This is a genomic window from Rhodocyclus gracilis (genome assembly GCF_009617575.1).
GTDB lineage: Bacteria > Pseudomonadota > Gammaproteobacteria > Burkholderiales > Rhodocyclaceae > Rhodocyclus > Rhodocyclus gracilis.
In genome coordinates this window covers 32,666-48,005 of the sequence record NZ_WIXJ01000013.1, presented here as the reverse complement: position 1 = coordinate 48,005, position 15,340 = coordinate 32,666, and the positions used below count along the sequence as shown (strand labels likewise).

The following is a 15,340-nucleotide window of genomic DNA, read 5'->3' as shown; positions in this document are numbered from 1 at the left end:
CTTGCCGCCGATCATGCGCGCCTGCGTCAGTTGGCGCGCGATCTGCGACACGCCTTCGGTGACAAACGCGAGGCGCTGGCCGCCGAGCATGCGGCCTTGCTCGCCCGCTCACAGGCAGCCGTGGCGCAGCGCCGTCTGCGCCTGCCGCAGCCGGTTTTCGCCGACGATCTGCCGGTCAACGGCCGGCGAGACGAAATCGCCGCCCTCATTGCCGCGCATCAGGTGGTCATCGTCTGTGGTGAGACAGGCTCCGGCAAAACCACGCAGCTACCGAAAATCTGCCTCGCACTGGGGCGGGGTACGCGTGGCCTGATCGGCCACACGCAACCGCGCCGGATTGCCGCCCGCGCCGTCGCCTCGCGTGTCGCACAGGAGCTGTCTAGCGAACCGGGGGCGCTGGTTGGCTACAAGATCCGCTTTGCCGATCGCACCTCGCCCGGCGCCTACATCAAGTTGATGACCGACGGCATTCTGCTCGCCGAGACGCAGGGCGACCCGCAGCTCGCGCAGTACGACACGCTGATCATCGACGAGGCGCATGAGCGCAGCCTCAACATCGATTTCCTGCTCGGCTATCTGCGCCAACTGCTGCCCAAGCGGCCTGACCTGAAGGTGATCATCACCTCGGCGACCATCGATGCCGAGCGTTTCGCCCGCCATTTCGCCCTCGGTGGTTCACCGGCGCCGGTCATCGAGGTGTCGGGTCGCCTGTACCCGGTGGAGACGCGCTATCGTCCCCTGACGGTCGACACGAGCGTTCAGGCGCTCCGCGCCAATTACCTTGGCGGCGAAGCGAGCGCTCGCGAAAGTGCTGCGCCGACGGGTGCCAAGGGCACCGCCGTTCTCGAACGCGATCTCTACGACGCCATCGTCGATGCCTGCGACGAACTGCTGCGTTGCGGCCCCGGCGACGTGCTCGTTTTCCTGCCCGGCGAGCGTGAAATCCGCGACGCCGCCGAAGCGCTGCGCAAGCACGCCTTCACCGGCGCTGCCGCGCACGCCGACATCCTGCCGCTCTTCGCGCGCCTCTCGGCCGAGGAGCAGTCGCGCATCTTCCGCCCGCATGGCGGCCTGCGCATCGTGCTGGCGACCAACGTCGCCGAAACCTCGCTCACCGTTCCGGGCATTCGCTACGTCGTCGATACGGGGTTGGCACGCGTCAAACGTTACTCGTACCGCAACAAGGTCGAGCAGTTGCGTGTCGAGAAGATTGCCCAGTCAGCCGCCAACCAGCGCGCCGGGCGTTGCGGCCGTGTCGCCGCCGGCGTCTGCATCCGTCTCTACGACGAGGCCGACTTTGCCGCACGGCCGGCTTTTGGCGATCCGGAAATCCTGCGTTCCTCGCTGGCTGGCGTCATCCTGCGCATGAAAGCGCTGCGCTTGGGCGATATCGAAGATTTCCCCTTCATCGACGCGCCGCCGAGCAAGGCAATCAGCGATGGCTATCAGCTGTTGACCGAACTGGGCGCCGTGACGGACGAACGGGCGCTGACAGATGTCGGCCGCACGCTCGCCGCCTTGCCGCTCGATCCGCGCATCGCGCGCATGATTGTCGCCGCGCGCGACGAGGGCTGCCTCGACGAGATGCTCGTCATTGCCGCCGCGCTGACCGTGCAGGACCCGCGCGAGCGTCCGCAGGAGCGCCAAGGGTCTGCCGATGCGGCGCATCGCCGCTTCGCCGACGAGAAGTCGGAGTTCCTTTCCTGGCTCAAGCTCTGGCAGTGGTATCAGAGCGAATTGGCGCACAAGAAGTCGCAGCGCAAGCTGGCGCAGGCCTGTCAGGAGAATTTTCTCGCGCCGCAGCGCATGCGCGAATGGCACGATGTGCACGCGCAGCTGCATGCCGTCGCGGCCGAACACGGCTGGCTGCATGCCGACGCGCCGCCGGCGCGTCCGGCCAGCGGGAAAAAGGCCGGCGCAGCGGCGGCTCCCGCCGCGACTCGCGCCTTGCCTGCCGTTTCCGCTACATCGTCCGCAACGGCGCAGCAAGTAGCAGTGCCCGCTGCGCCTCTTTCGCCCATTCCCCCTCTGTCGCCTGCCGCCGAGGCGGCGCGTTATACGGCGATTCACCGTTCGCTGCTCGCGGGCCTGCTCGGCAATGTCGGTTCGCGTGCCGAGGATGCGCCGCATTATCTTGGCGCACGCGGCATTCGCTTCTTTGTGCATCCGTCTTCGCCCTTGCAGAAAAAAGCGGGCAAATGGATCGCGGCGGCCGAGATCGCCGAAACCAGCCGTCTCTACGCGCGCTGTATCGCCCGCATCGATCCCGATTGGCTGGAGCAGGTGGGCGCTCACCTGATTCGCCGCAGTCACGCCGATCCGCATTGGGAAAAGAAGGCGATGCAGGCCGTCGCCTTCGAGCGCAGTACGCTCTACGGGATGGTCGTTACCCCGCGCCGCCGGGTGGCCTGGGCGCCGCTCGATCCGGCCGGCGCGCGGGAATTGTTCATCCGCCAGGGCTTGGTTGGCGGCGAAGTGAGCGAGGACTACGCGCGGCGCTGGGCGTTCTACCGTCACAATCGGGCGTTGATCGACGAGATCGAGGCGCTCGAACACAAATCGCGCCGCCCGGACGTGCTGGTCGACGACGAACTGATTTTCGCCTTCTACGATCGCGTCATTCCCGCCGCGGTGGTCGATGGCGCTTCCTTCGAGCGCTGGCGGCGCGACGCCGAGCGCGCCACGCCGCGTCTACTGCATCTCGAGCGCGACGAATTGATGCGCCACGAAGCCGCTGGCATTACCAGCGAGGCGTTCCCTTCGCGCCTTAACGTTGGTCTGGGCGCGGCAGCGTTTTCCTTGCCGCTGACGTATCACTTCGACCCCGGCAACGCGCGCGATGGCGTCACCCTGATCGTGCCGCTGGCGCAGCTCAATCGCCTGCCGGCGGTGCGTTGCGAGTGGCTGGTGCCTGGCCTGCTCAAGGAAAAAGTCGTCCAGCTCTTGAAAACGCTGCCGCAACGCATTCGCAGCAAGCTCGTTCCCTTGCCGGAGTTCGCCGAATCCTTCGTCGCCGAGGTGACGCCGGGCGAGCAGTCTCTGGTCTCGGCGCTGATTGCCTACATTCACGAAACGCGCGGCATCAATGCGCGAGGCTGGGCGCTGACGCCGGATGCTTTCCGTCCGGATGCCTTGCCCGCGCATTTGCTGATGAATTTCCGTCTCGTCGAATCGCTCACCGAGACGCCGCCCGTCTCCTCTGGCTGGCGATCGTCGGCCGTGAGCAGCGGCGTGACGAACGGTCCGTCGGCGCCGGCGCCGATCGAGGGCCGCTTGCTGGCGACGAGCCGCAGTCTGGCGGAGTTACGCGCCGACTGGGGACGCGAGGCGCGAGCGGAGTTCGCCGCCGCGGCGGCTGCGAGTGTGTCGGTGGCTGATTTCAGGGGGGTGGCGTCTGCCACAGAGCCTAACGGCGCCAAGGCCTCCGCCGATTCTTCTCGCCTGCCATTGACCGCCGACACCCGTGCCGAGGCGGCAGACGCTGCGCCGACGCTGACGGGGCTGACGACATGGAGCATCGGCGAGTTGCCCGAATTGATGGAGGTCCCGGCCGGTGGCCAGACGGCCATTGGCTATCCGGCCTTGCACGACGATGGCGACAGCGTGTCGGTGCGCGTCTTCGACTCGCCCGATGAGGCCAGGCGCATCCATCGGCGCGGTTTGCTGCGGCTTTTCATGCTGCATTTTCGCGAGCAGGCGAAGTACTTCGAGAAGAATCTGCCGAACCTGACGCGCATGGGCATGCTGTATCTGCCACTTGGCGCGCTCGAAGATCTGCGCCGCCAACTGATCGAGACGGCGTTCGCCCGCGCCTGCCTTGCTGAGCCCTGGCCCGGCAGCGCCGAGACTTTCAGCGCGCGCTGCGTCGAAGCCAAGTCCCGTCTGGGTCTGCTGGCGCAGGAAATCTGTCGGCTGGTTGAGCAGATCCTCACCGATTGGCAGGCGCTGCAAAAGAAGCTGCCGGCGTTTCGTGCCCATGCCAGTGCGCTGGGCGATATCGAACGGCAGGTGGGTCGCCTCATTCACAAGAAGTTCGTCGTCGACACGCCCTTCGAGCGTTTACAGCATCTGCCCCGTTATCTGCAAGCGGCGGCGCTGCGTCTCGACAAGCTGCGCAAGAACGGCGACGATGGCGCGGCGCGCGATGCCCGTGCGCAGGCCGAGGTGGCCGATCTGTGGACGCACTACGAGCGGCGGGCCATCGCACTGGCCAGGCAGGGCGTCGCCGAGCCGGCGCTGGAGCAGTTCCGCTGGTTGCTCGAAGAATTGCGCGTGCAGCTTTTTGCACAGGAGTTGCGTACGCCGGCGCCGGTGTCGGTCAAACGCTTGCAGAAAATGTGGGACAGCATCGGCCGGGGAGGGTGAGTGGGCGCTTCAGTGAGTGAGGTGGCGCAGGAGAGTGCCGGCTGGAGGATGCCGGAAGTCGTCGTCGCCCTTGCGCGTGCCTTGCGCAGCATGGCCCGGCCGCGCCTCTGGGGCTATGTGCTGGCGCCGGCGCTGTTGGCCTTTGCGGCGTGGATCATCCTCGCGCTTCTGGTGCTGGATCGGCTGGTCGCCCGTTTACTCGACGAAGCGCCGCTGATCTGGATCACCGGACTGGGCGCTGTCTGGTTGGCCAAACTCTTGGCTGTGTTGGGCGCCTGGGCCTTTGTCCTCGCTGCCGCGACCGTCAGCGCGACGGTGCTGGCGGCGCTCTTCGTACTCCCGCTCGTGCTGCGCCGCGTTTCCGCGCGCGAATACGCCGACCTCTCCGCCGCCGGCCGTGACAGCACGGCGGCGTCGACGTGGAATAGCGTGTCGGCGGTGTTGCTGTTTGCTTTGGGCTGGTTGGTGAGTCTGCCGCTCTGGCTGATTCCTGGCGGCGGCCTGCTGGTGCCGGTGTTCTGGCTGGCGTGGTTCAACCGCCGCACCTTCGCTTTCGATGCCCTGGCGGTGCACGCCAGCGACGCCGAGCGGCGCGCCCTGTTGCGCCAGCATCGGCTGCCGCTGCTGGCCTTGGGGGGCGTGCTGGCGCTCCTCGCGCACATACCGCTTCTTGGCCTGCTGGTGCCGACGCTGGCCGTGCTCGCGTACATTCACTATTGCCTCGAAGCCTTGCGGCGCACGCGGCGCGAGGCGCGTCTGACCATCATCGTGGAGGAAGATCAATGAACTTCGGCGCGTTCATCATTGGCGACGAAATCCTGTCGGGAAAACGGGCGGACAAGCATTTCGCCAAGCTCGCCGAGTTGCTGGCGGCACGCGGTCTGCGCCTGACGTGGGTCGACTATCTGGGGGACGAGCGCGCGCGACTGGCGGCGGCTTTCCGGCGCAGCTTTGCGTCGGGCGACGTTGTTTTCAGCTTCGGCGGCATCGGCAACACGCCGGATGACCATACGCGGCAGGCGGTAGCCGAGGCGCTCGACGTCGATCTCGTCCTGCACCCCGATGCCGAGCGCGAGATTCGCGCGCGCTTTGCCGACGTGCAAGCGCCGCCGGGAGCGCCGGCGTGGCCTTCGCCGGAGCATTTTCAGCTGGGAACCTTCCCGCGTGGCGTCGATATCGTGCCGAATCCGTTCAACCGCATTCCCGGCTTTCGCGTGCGCGACCACCATTTCCTGCCGGGCTTCCCACAGATGTCGCATCCGATGGCGGCGTGGGCGCTCGACACGTTTTATTCGCACCTTTTCAATCGCCGGCCGCCGGTCGATCGTGCCCTGTTGCTTACCGGCCCACTCGCCTACGAAAGCGCGCTGCTCGATCTGATGGAGCGCATCGTCGCCGCCTATCCGACGCTGCGTCTCTTCAGCTTGCCGTCCATCGGTGAGGACGGACAGCGTCGGCACCTTGAGTTGGGGGTTGAAGGCGATCCGGCCCTGGTGGATAAGGCGCTGGGTGAGATTCGCGCTGAGGTTGAGGCGCGCGGCATCGCCTGGACGGAACGCCCCTGAACGGGCAATAAAAAGCCCGACCATCGGTCGGGCTGGATGGTGCAGAAAGCGGTCGCCGGGATCAGGCGGCCGCTTTTTTCTTCGTCGCGCCCGTCGCGGCGGCAGTCGCCGAGACGGCCTTGACCGTTGCGTTGGTGGCGGCGGCAACGTTGGCTTCGGTAATCTCGGCGACTTGCTTGGCTGCCTTGTTCAGGCTGTCGAAGGCCGAATTGGCAGCGGCAAAGGCCGATTTCACGGCGGCGACGGCGACGTCGGAACCTGCCGGCGCGGTTTTCGTCGCTTGGTCGAGCAGGCCGGCGACGGTCTTTTGAAACTCTCCGTACTGCGCTTCAAGCAGCTTGGCGATTTCTTCCTGCGACTGCGCGGAGATTTCGTAGAAGCTGCGCGAATAGGAGACGACCTTTTCGACGCTCGGCTGGGCCAGCGAGGCCTGCACCGCCAGCGCTTCTTGCACGTCCTTCGCGCCGAGCAGCGCCTTGGTGTTGGTGACGCTGTCTTCGAGCAGCGCGCGCGCGGTGTTGAGGTTGAGGGCTGCGACGCGTTCGGCTCCCGCCAGCGCCGAATTGGCGAGGCTGAGCAGGGCTTCGACGGAGGCTTTGTTAGCGGCGGTGAATTGTTCGGTGGCGTTCGTCATGGCGATTCTCCTGGGTAGATGAGGTCGATTCTGCACAAAGCTCGGCCCGTGCTCTCGTAACGACCACCCGGAATCGGTGGCATGCGCGTAACGGACTGGCCGGTGGTGTGGCGTCAATTGCTGCGCTGCACCATGAGGCGGATTATAGTCGCGAAAATGCCTACGTCAAGCAGAAATGCTGCGCTGCCGCAATCGCGCAGGTGTCTGGCAGAAAGGCGTTTTTTGACGGCGAGAGAGCTTGTTTTTCGCGGGTTTTGCGAGCGGGGCCGGCGCTGAGTGGCGCGTACGCCGGGCGCTCATTGGGTGAGGCGATTTGGCTGCGGTAGATGATGGATTTTCTGCCGAGTCGCCGGCCGGCCTCGCGCCCGAACGCTTGCCCGACTTGCTTGCCCCATTGGCGAGTCAGTCGTCATGCCTCCTCGTGATACCCTGCGGCAGGGGTTTGTGGTGTGCGTGGCGCGACGTAAAACTGCGGCCGGGCGATTCGAATTGGCAACGGGAGGACAGGGGTGGCGATCGATCTTTCTCTCATGGGCGAGCTGGTCAGACGGGCGGCAACGGAGCTGGCAGATATACGTTATCTTCGCCCTCTGCTCAGGGACATCATTGCGAAAGATGAAAGAGTCCTTGAAATTGGCGCCGGCGATGCGCCGCTTTTCCAGAAGGGCAGCCACGAAAACTACAAGGTGCTGGACTATTACTCCACCGAGGAGATAGCGAGGCATTTCGAAGTCGATTATGGAATCGAGCGTGCAAAGTTCGCCAACTTCGCGGCGGTGGATTTTGTCTGCAAGGATGGCGCGCTGTCCCGGGCGGTCGCTGGGGCGACCTTTGACGTTGTCTATAGCTCGCACGCGGTCGAGCATCAGCCGTGTCTCGTTCGCCACCTACAGGAGATCGAGAAGATTCTGGCGCCCGATGCGGTGGTCGTGATGATCGTGCCGGATAAGGAACACACCTTTGACGCGCTGCGCCAACTGTCGACGACCGGCGACGTTCTCTATGCATTTCATTCGGGCGGTGAAAAACCGCGCGGCGCCGAGGTCTTCGAGTTTTACGCGCGCCACATCAACATAAACCCTGATCGAAAGGTATTGGCGCACGAAGCCTTCGCCTTCAGCAATAGCCTCTTTGACGCCTACGATAAGTTCAAGCAGTCCATTGCCGCCGATCCGGCATATTTCGATATCCATAACTGGGCGTTTACGCCCAACAGCTTCGTTCTTATCGTTCTTGAGCTTTACCTGCTGGGCCTTACCCGCCTGTTCCCGCAGATCATTTCCGGCGTGAACGGCAATGAATTCATGTGCGTGATGAACGTGCAGAATCCTCCGCAGGCAGAGGAATTGCCCGCGCTCAACGAGTTCCGCTTGCAGCTGTGCCGCGAGTTGAGTTTTTCCTAGCGGCGCTTCGGTAGGGCACTCGCCGTCGCTTAGTGCGCGACGGGAGGTTTCGCGCGAAGAACACCACGGCGGTGTTGCGTGCGGCAGGCATGCGTCGTGCGCCGCCTGCCCCTGTGTTTGCGTTTCAGCGGTGCCGGAAGACGGGCGGGCGTTTCTCTAGGAAAGCGCTCATGCCTTCCTTCTGGTCTTCGAGGCCGAAGCTGGCGTGGAAGGTGCGCCGCTCGAAAAGCAGACCGTCCTGCAGGCCGCTCTCGAAGGCGCGATTGACGGCTTCCTTGATCATCATTGCCACCGGCAACGAATTGGCAGCGATCTTGGTGGCGACGGCGATGGCTTCTTCGACTAGGCCGTCGGCGGGAACGACGCGGGCGACGAGGCCGGCGCGTTCGGCTTCTTCGGCGCCCATCAGGCGACCGGTCAGGCACATTTCCATCGCCTTGGCTTTGCCGATGGCGCGCGGCAGGCGTTGCGTGCCGCCGGCGCCGGGCAGCGTGCCGAGCTTGATTTCCGGCTGGCCGAACTGGGCTGTGTCTGCTGCCAGAATGAAATCGCACATCATCGCCAGCTCACAGCCTCCCCCGAGCGCGTAGCCTGCGACGGCGGCGATGACCGGCTTGCGGCAGGTTTTCACCCGCTCCCAGTTTCGCGTGATGAAATCGCCGCGATAAGCGTCGATGTACGACAGCGCTTGCATCGCCGCGATATCGGCACCGGCAGCGAAGGCCTTCGCCGAGCCGGTAATGACAATGGCGCCAATCGAATCGTCGGCCTCGAACGCATCAAGGGCGGCGCCGATTTCGCTGACCAGCTCGTCGCAAAGCGCGTTGAGCTGCTGCGGCCGGTTGAGCGTGATGAGCCCCACCCTTGCCCGGCGATCAACGATAACGAAACGATAGGTGGGCAAATCGGCGGGCGTGCTCATCGTTAGTCTCCTCGGGGTTGAACGCTGGGTGTGGCTTTGAGCGGAAGCGGCGCGCCGGTGGCCGGCGCCGTCTCGCCGTCATGCGGGCGGGGTTGCAGGATGGCGCGTACGCGGCCGGCAGGAACGCCCGGTGTCTTGGCCGGCGAACCATTGGCGTTCACGCCATTGGTGACGAGGTATTTCTCGCTCAGCGAGTCATAAACGACGTAATGGCCGCGCACCTCGTCCTGCCCGTTTTTCACCCAGGCACGGACGAAAAACTCGGTTTTTTCGCTGCGCGCGTCGTATTCGATCCGCTCGCCTTCGCCTTCGATGAAATCGTCCTTGCCCTCGCGCTTCTGGCGGAAGTGGGCGAGGCCCTTGGCGCCGCCGATGGCGGTGCCGCGCTGGAAGCCGTCGGCGTCCTGCGTGACGATCAGACGGTCCGTGCGGATCTGCAGGGTGCCTTGCGTCAGGACGACCGCTCCTTCGTAGATCTGCACTTTCTTGATGTCGTCGACGCTGATGCGGTCGGCTTCAAGGTTGATCGGCTTGTCACGGTCGGCCCGTTCGGCCAAGGCCGGCGTCGTTGCGCCGCAAACGGCAAGAAGTAGCGAGCACGTGGCAAGCCAGTGCGGCGCGCACGGAGTGCGCCGGGTGTGTCGGGGGGGGGGCTGGCGTGGCTTCATGGGCTTAGTGCTTTTTCGCGTTGGGGCTTTCGAATTGGCCGACGGCGCGCGATTCGAGAACGTAGTTCTCGGTCACGCTATCGATGCGCATGCCCACGCCGGTCAGCCAGGAGGCGCCTTCGGTGATGCGCACCGGACTCGCGGTGAACGCCTTTTCGTCGTCAGGCAGTACCGTCAGCTGCGGCATGGTCGCGACCATGGTGTCGCGTTTGCCGCTGGCCGCGCGCTCGACACGGACGTTGTCGTAGAGATCGACCCGCTCGCCGTCCTGCGACAGATGCGCGCGATCCGATGACATGCGCGTCGTTGGCCGTCCCGGTGCTACGTGCACGAGGAGCGGCTTCTTCAGGTCGGTGGTGTCGTCGTCGGGGAAGTGGCGGATTTCGTCGCTGGTCAGCGTGTATTGCAGGCGACCGTTGTTGTCGAACTTGCGCAGTTCCGACTGGCTGACGATGTAGTCAGGGTCGTGGCGGGTCTTGCCGTCGTGCTTCTCTTCGGGCAACTCGACAGCGCCGCGCAGCCACCAGCTCAACGCGGCCAGCGCGAGCAGCACGGTCAGCGGAAAAAGGGCGCTGGATAGACGCTTCATGGCGTCGGCGTCGGTAGCCAGTGGGCCAGTATGTCGTCGAGCCGGTCTTGCGCGTCGAGGATGAACTCGCACACTTCACGGACCGCGCCGTGGCCGCCATGCCGCTGCGTGACCAGGGTCGCCTGTCGTTGTGCCAGCGGATGCGCATCGCCCGGTGCGGCAGAAAAACCGCAGGCGGCCATGACGCGCAGGTCGACGATGTCGTCGCCCATGTAGCCAGCGTGCGCGGCGTCGATGCCGTGTTCAGCGAGAAAGGCAGCGAGCGTGGCGCGCTTGTCTTCGATGCCTTGAAAGAGGTGCTCGATGCCGAGGTTCTCGGCGCGTCGCGCCACGCAGGGCGAGCGTCGGCCAGTGATGATGGCAACGATAATTCCCGCCTGTTGCAGGAGCTTGATGCCGAGGCCGTCGAGCGTGTTGAAGGCTTTCAGTTCGGTGCCTTCGTCGGTGAAAAAGAGCGTGCCGTCGGTCATCACACCGTCGATGTCGAAAGCCATGACGCGTAGCGGGCGCGCACAGTCGCGGGCGTGGCGGTGGGCTTGCATCAGATGACCTTGGCCTGGAAGAGATCGTGCATGTTGAGTGCGCCCACCAGCGTTCCGGCGTCGTCGACGACCGGTAACTGATTAATCTTGAAGTGTTCCATCATTTCGACCGCTTCGACGGCGAGGCGGTCGGGAGCCAGCGTGCGGGGGCGCGGTGTCATGACGTCGGCGAGCCGTGCGCGACGCAGGTCGATGTCCTGCGCGAAGGCGCGACGCAGGTCGCCGTCAGTGAAAACACCCACCACCCGACGTTCCGCCGAGACGACGACGGTCATGCCGATGCCGCCGCGCGAGATTTCGAGAATCGCCTCGGCGACGCTGGCTTCGGGCGTCACGCTTGGCACATCGTCGCCGCTACGCATGACGTCGCGCACATGCGTCAGCAGACGTCGTCCGAGCGTGCCGCCGGGGTGCGAACGGGCGAAGTCGTTGGCTGAAAAGCCGCGGGCATCGAGCAGGGCGACGGCGAGCGCGTCGCCGAGAGCCAGTGCCGCCGTCGTACTCGCCGTCGGCGCCAGATTGAGCGGACAGGCTTCCTGCGTGACGCCGGCGTCGAGGTGTACGTCGGCTTCCCTGGCCAGCGACGAGGCGGCGTTGCCGGTCATGGCGATGAGCTTGGCGCCCTGACGCTTGATGATCGGCACGATGGTCAGTAACTCGGCGCTTTCGCCGGAGTTGGATAGCGCGATCAGCGCGTCATCGCGCTGGATCATGCCCAGATCGCCGTGGATCGCTTCGGCGGGATGAACGAAATACGCGGGGGTGCCGGTCGAGGCCAGCGTCGAGGCGATCTTGCGGCCGATGTGCCCCGATTTGCCGATGCCGCTGACGATGACGCGTCCGCGCCGTGCCAGGATGAGGGCGACGGCTTCGTCGAAGGCGCCGTCGAGCCGGTCGGCGAGTGCGGCGACCGCGTCGGCTTCGACGCGCAGAACGTGCCGCGCCAGGGTCAGAGCCTTCGATGATGACTGAGTTTGGTCCATCGGTAGGGAACGGTTATTATTTGGCCGAGTATAGCAGAAGCGACCTTCGCCCCTCTGCTGCACGCCGGGCCTCGCGCCGATGTCCGAGCCTGCTCCGCCGCCGATTTTTCTGCCTCTCCGAGGCGCCGCAGCCAAGCCGACTCTATGGATACCTTGCCGATTGTTTTGATGTTGCTCGGCGCCTCGGTGGCGGCGGTCATCGTTTTCCGCCGCCTTAACCTGCCGCCAGTGCTGGGCTACCTGTTCGTCGGTGCCCTGATCGGTCCGCACGCTTTCAATCTGATTCATCGCGTCTCGGCGGCGCAGCATCTGGCCGAATTCGGCGTCGTTTTCCTGATGTTCTCCATCGGCCTCGAGTTTTCGTTACCGAAGCTCTACGCCATGAAGCGCATCGTCTTCGGTCTCGGTTTCTTGCAGGTTGCCGCGAGCCTGCTGGTGACGACGGCGGTCGTCATGCTCTGCGGTCTCTCCTGGCAGGCCGGTGTCGCCTTGGGCGGCGCCTTGTCGCTGAGTTCGACGGCGGTGCTGACAAAGCTGCTGACAGATCGCCTCGAACTGGATTCGCCGCACGGCCGCGAAGTCATGGGCGTGCTGCTGTTTCAGGATCTGGCCGTGGTGCCGCTGCTCATCCTGATCCCCTCGTTTTCGCGCCCGCCGGAAGAGATGGCGGTGATGATGGCCGTCGCCCTCCTGAAGGCGGCCGTGGTGTTGTCGGTCGTCCTGTTCCTCGGCCAGCGGCTGATGAGCAAGTGGTTTTTCATCGTGGCGCGCGGCAAGTCGGCAGAGCTTTTCATGCTCAACGTGTTGCTGATCACGCTGGGTCTGGCGCAACTGACCGAGTTTGCCGGTTTGTCGATGGCGCTGGGGGCTTTCGTCGCCGGTATGTTGATCTCGGAAACCGAATACCGGCATCGCGTGGAAGAGGACATCAAACCTTTCCGTGACGTGCTGATGGGGCTCTTTTTCGTCACCATCGGCATGCTGCTCGACATGCCTCTGGTGCTGCGCAACCTGCCGCTGGTGTTGGCGGTGCTGGTGGCGTTGCTGTTCCTGAAATTCGCGCTGGTCGCCGGGTTGTCGCGCCTGTTCGGTTCGCCGACCGCGACCGCCTTGCGTTCCGGCCTCTGGCTGTGCGCTGGTGGCGAATTCGGTTTTGTCTTGCTGGCGGAGATCAAGAAGCTGCACTTCGCGCCATCGCCAGCCTTGCAGGCGGTGCTGGCGGCGCTGGTGCTATCGATGCTGCTGGCGCCAATCGTCGTGCATTACAGCGACAAGCTGGTGCTGCGCTTCGCCGCCAGCGAATGGATGTTGCGCTCGATGGCGCTGACGACCATCGCCGCGCAGTCGATGGGCGCCGAGAAGCACGCGGTGATTTGCGGTTTCGGGCGCAATGGTCAGTATCTGGCGCGTTTTTTGGGGCAGGAGGGGGTCAGTTACGTCGCGCTCGACCTTGACCCGGAACGCGTGCGCGAGGCCGCTGCCGCCGGCGAAACCGTCGTCTACGGCGACGCGACGCGGCGGGAGACGCTCGCTGCCGCCGGCGTGGCGCGTGCCAGCGTGATGATCGTCTCGTTCGCCGATGTGCATTCCACCGAACGCGCGCTGGCGCACGCCCGCGACCTCAACCCCGCCTTACCGGTGGTGGTGCGCTCGCACGACGAGAAAGACTTCGAGCGCCTGCTTGCTGCAGGTGCCGCCGAAGTGGTGCCGGAGGCGCTGGAAGCGAGCATGACGCTGGCCTCGCACGCGCTGATCCACGCCGGCGTGCCGATCAATCGCGTCTTGAAACGCGTGCGCCACACGCGTCTGGCGCGTTACCGTACCTTGCGCGGCTTCTTCCGCGGCGGCAGCGACCGTGACGACGAGGTGCGCGAGACCGAGCAGACGCGGCTGCATTCCCTGCCACTGACGGTCGGCGCCTGGGCGGTCGGGCGCACACTCGGCGAGGCGGCCGTTGCCGGGTTCGACGTCGAGGTGACTGCCGTGCGGCGGCGCAATATCCGCGCTCTGGAGCCGAGTGACGACACCCGTTTTGAAATTGGCGACGTGCTCGTCCTGCTCGGGTCGCCTGCCGCGCTGGCGCTGGCCGAGGCGCGCTTGCTCAAGGGCTAGGCAGGACGAACCCCTGCGCGCCTTCCGGCAAACGCCTCAGTAGCTCATGCAGACGGTAAAGCGCGTCCCTTCGCTGTAGCTACGGCTGGCGGCCTTGCTGCCATCGGCTTGCGTTGCCCCGCCGCTCTGGGCGATGGCCTGCACGGCGCCGCTGTCGGGTTTGCCGTCGTCGATCTGGGTGTCGAGCAGCACCGCGTATTTGCCATCGAGACTATCGGAGCAGGCGTAGAAGCTGCCGCTGCTCATGCTGCTGATCGGACGCAGACCACTGACACCGAAACGTCCGCCCTCGGTGTTGGTCGGCAGTGATTTTTTCGCCGCGGCTTGCGAGCCAAAGTCGGTGGCGCCGGCACCGAGATTGGCGCGGCGCAGGTGTTCCCAGACGAGCACGCTCTCATTGCCGGTGGCGGCCGGATCGTCGGCGTTCCAGAGCCCTTGAATGACGCCGTTGCCATTGCCCTGATGGGCGATGTCGAGCGCCGGGGTGAAGCGCGCGGCGGCTGCGTCGTCGTCGCCCGGCAATTTGCGGAATTTGTCCTGATAGCCGTAGATCATGACCGGCAGATTCTGGAAGTCGCTGGCCATGTTCTTGACCTTGGCGCTGTTGATCAGCTCCTGCCCCTTCAGTACGCCGCCGAGGAGCAGGCCGATGATGACGAGAACGATGGCGATTTCGACCAGCGTGAAGCCGGACTGGTGTGTTTTCATGCGCGAAGTCTCCTGGAAGTGTGAAAGGTAAAGGGCAAGCGGGATCCAACCGGTGTCACGGCAGCTGGCCGGCGGCGATCATGCGGTTGAAGAGGAGGTTCAGCGACAGCCAGGTGATCGGGTCGTCGGCGTCTTGCTGCATTTGCGCGACAAACACCGCGTCGTCGCTGCCGCCGCGCGCTTCGTCGGTGCCGTTTTTGCCCGTCGAATAGACAACGGCGGCCGCACGCGTGGTGATCGCCGGCGCGGCGCCGCAGGAGGTGGCTGTGATGCCGCTGGCGCTGGCGCATATGGTTAGCATGGTTTGTGCGGCGATCGCCGGCATTCCCTTGTTTTTGATGCCGTTCGGCGTGGTCAGCGTGTTGTTGCCGTCGTTGAAGACGGCGTAGCGAATGGCGTTGCCCCAGGCGTCGACGGCATAGCCCTGGGCGTTGCCCGGCGCGAGCCCCAGGGTATTGGCGGGCAGGTAGCCGCTGGCCGGGTAGCTGCAGACGCCGGGGGCACTCGCCGCTTCCGTGCCGCCGGCCGGCGGCGGAGCGGCCGGGCAGGGCAGACGGCCGTTGGCGGCGGCGAAACCGAGTAGCGCGTCGTGGATGTCGGCCAGTCGCTGCGCCGTTTCGCGTTGTTGGCTACCGTCGCGTTGCGTGCTCAGCGCGCTCAGCGTGCCGGCGCAGAGAAGACCGATGACGACGAGGACTATGGCCATCTCCAGCAAGCTGAAGCCTGCGCAGCGAGCATTCGACGTCGCATGGTGTGCGGCCATGCGGCTGCGCGTGATCATGCTCGTGCGCGTCGTGCGTGTGCTCCGCAGGGTGTGGTTGGTGCAGGGGCGCGGGGACGAACGCATCG

13 protein-coding genes are annotated in these 15,340 nt (G+C 65.2%); 5 read left to right on the top strand and 8 right to left on the bottom strand.

Annotated elements, in window-relative coordinates; translation table 11 throughout:
* Positions 1-30: 30 nt before the first annotated feature.
* The 3 genes from hrpA to GHK24_RS12750 are packed head-to-tail and all read left to right on the top strand — an operon-like array spanning position 31 to position 5,930.
* Positions 31-4,365 (top strand): ATP-dependent RNA helicase HrpA, encoded by a 4,335-nt coding sequence (gene hrpA / locus GHK24_RS13685; RefSeq protein ID WP_153473267.1) that lies wholly within the window; start codon positions 31-33, stop codon positions 4,363-4,365.
* Positions 4,366-5,151 carry an EI24 domain-containing protein gene (locus GHK24_RS12755; RefSeq protein WP_340666187.1) on the top strand — a complete coding sequence of 262 codons (786 nt, stop codon included), beginning with the start codon at positions 4,366-4,368 and terminating at the stop codon, positions 5,149-5,151.
* The gene (locus tag GHK24_RS12750) at positions 5,148-5,930 is read left to right on the top strand and encodes a competence/damage-inducible protein A (RefSeq protein ID WP_153473266.1); all 783 of its coding nucleotides are present in this window, start codon (positions 5,148-5,150) and stop codon (positions 5,928-5,930) included. The genes GHK24_RS12755 and GHK24_RS12750 overlap by 4 nt, the downstream gene beginning before the upstream one ends.
* A 61-nt stretch (positions 5,931-5,991) precedes the next feature.
* Here the strand turns inward: GHK24_RS12750 and GHK24_RS12745 are convergent, their stop codons facing one another.
* The gene (locus tag GHK24_RS12745; RefSeq protein WP_153473265.1) at positions 5,992-6,564 is read right to left on the bottom strand and encodes a phasin family protein; all 573 of its coding nucleotides are present in this window, start codon (positions 6,562-6,564) and stop codon (positions 5,992-5,994) included.
* A 509-nt stretch (positions 6,565-7,073) separates the two neighbouring features.
* Between GHK24_RS12745 and GHK24_RS12740 the strand changes: the two genes are divergently transcribed.
* Complete coding sequence (locus tag GHK24_RS12740) at positions 7,074-7,967, top strand: methyltransferase domain-containing protein (RefSeq protein WP_153473264.1); 894 nt, start codon at positions 7,074-7,076, stop codon at positions 7,965-7,967.
* A gap of 124 nt (positions 7,968-8,091) precedes the next feature.
* On the opposite strand, the gene GHK24_RS12735 is transcribed toward GHK24_RS12740, so the two are convergent.
* The 5 genes from GHK24_RS12735 to GHK24_RS12715 form a co-directional block, all read right to left on the bottom strand.
* Complete coding sequence (locus GHK24_RS12735; RefSeq protein WP_153473263.1) at positions 8,092-8,889, bottom strand: enoyl-CoA hydratase; 798 nt, start codon at positions 8,887-8,889, stop codon at positions 8,092-8,094.
* Between the two features lie 2 nt (positions 8,890-8,891).
* Entirely contained in the window at positions 8,892-9,446 is a 555-nt protein-coding gene (lptA, locus tag GHK24_RS12730) for a lipopolysaccharide transport periplasmic protein LptA (protein WP_340642746.1), read from the bottom strand.
* Positions 9,447-9,561: 115 nt separating this feature from the next.
* Complete coding sequence (gene lptC / locus GHK24_RS12725) at positions 9,562-10,146, bottom strand: LPS export ABC transporter periplasmic protein LptC (RefSeq protein ID WP_153473261.1); 585 nt, start codon at positions 10,144-10,146, stop codon at positions 9,562-9,564.
* Complete coding sequence (locus GHK24_RS12720) at positions 10,143-10,688, bottom strand: KdsC family phosphatase (RefSeq protein WP_153473260.1); 546 nt, start codon at positions 10,686-10,688, stop codon at positions 10,143-10,145. Before GHK24_RS12720 ends, lptC begins: the two co-directional genes overlap by 4 nt.
* On the bottom strand, positions 10,688-11,671 hold the full coding sequence (locus GHK24_RS12715; RefSeq protein ID WP_153473259.1) for a KpsF/GutQ family sugar-phosphate isomerase: 984 nt from the start codon (positions 11,669-11,671) through the stop codon (positions 10,688-10,690). Before GHK24_RS12715 ends, GHK24_RS12720 begins: the two co-directional genes overlap by 1 nt.
* Before the next feature lie 144 nt (positions 11,672-11,815).
* Between GHK24_RS12715 and GHK24_RS12710 the strand changes: the two genes are divergently transcribed.
* Positions 11,816-13,783 carry a monovalent cation:proton antiporter family protein gene (locus GHK24_RS12710; protein ID WP_153473258.1) on the top strand — a complete coding sequence of 656 codons (1,968 nt, stop codon included), beginning with the start codon at positions 11,816-11,818 and terminating at the stop codon, positions 13,781-13,783.
* A gap of 36 nt (positions 13,784-13,819) precedes the next feature.
* On the opposite strand, the gene GHK24_RS12705 is transcribed toward GHK24_RS12710, so the two are convergent.
* Positions 13,820-14,491, bottom strand: a complete 672-nt coding sequence (locus tag GHK24_RS12705; protein WP_153473257.1) for a prepilin-type N-terminal cleavage/methylation domain-containing protein — start codon at positions 14,489-14,491, stop codon at positions 13,820-13,822.
* A gap of 55 nt (positions 14,492-14,546) precedes the next feature.
* Positions 14,547-15,338 carry a type II secretion system protein gene (locus GHK24_RS12700; RefSeq protein ID WP_153473256.1) on the bottom strand — a complete coding sequence of 264 codons (792 nt, stop codon included), beginning with the start codon at positions 15,336-15,338 and terminating at the stop codon, positions 14,547-14,549.
* Between the last annotated feature and the right edge of the window lie 2 nt (positions 15,339-15,340).

What these genes read in the sequence shown, in the direction of transcription:
- GHK24_RS12750 (WP_153473266.1), top strand. Translation starts at nt 5,148, where the DNA reads ATGAACTTCGGCGCGTTCATCATTGGCGACGAAATCCTGTCGGGAAAA.
- GHK24_RS12745 (WP_153473265.1), bottom strand. Translation starts at nt 6,564, where the DNA reads ATGACGAACGCCACCGAACAATTCACCGCCGCTAACAAAGCCTCCGTC.
- GHK24_RS12735 (WP_153473263.1), bottom strand. Translation starts at nt 8,889, where the DNA reads ATGAGCACGCCCGCCGATTTGCCCACCTATCGTTTCGTTATCGTTGAT.
- lptC (WP_153473261.1), bottom strand. Translation starts at nt 10,146, where the DNA reads ATGAAGCGTCTATCCAGCGCCCTTTTTCCGCTGACCGTGCTGCTCGCG.
- GHK24_RS12720 (WP_153473260.1), bottom strand. Translation starts at nt 10,688, where the DNA reads ATGCAAGCCCACCGCCACGCCCGCGACTGTGCGCGCCCGCTACGCGTC.
- GHK24_RS12715 (WP_153473259.1), bottom strand. Translation starts at nt 11,671, where the DNA reads ATGGACCAAACTCAGTCATCATCGAAGGCTCTGACCCTGGCGCGGCAC.
- GHK24_RS12710 (WP_153473258.1), top strand. Translation starts at nt 11,816, where the DNA reads ATGGATACCTTGCCGATTGTTTTGATGTTGCTCGGCGCCTCGGTGGCG.
- GHK24_RS12705 (WP_153473257.1), bottom strand. Translation starts at nt 14,491, where the DNA reads ATGAAAACACACCAGTCCGGCTTCACGCTGGTCGAAATCGCCATCGTT.
- GHK24_RS12700 (WP_153473256.1), bottom strand. Translation starts at nt 15,338, where the DNA reads ATGCGTTCGTCCCCGCGCCCCTGCACCAACCACACCCTGCGGAGCACA.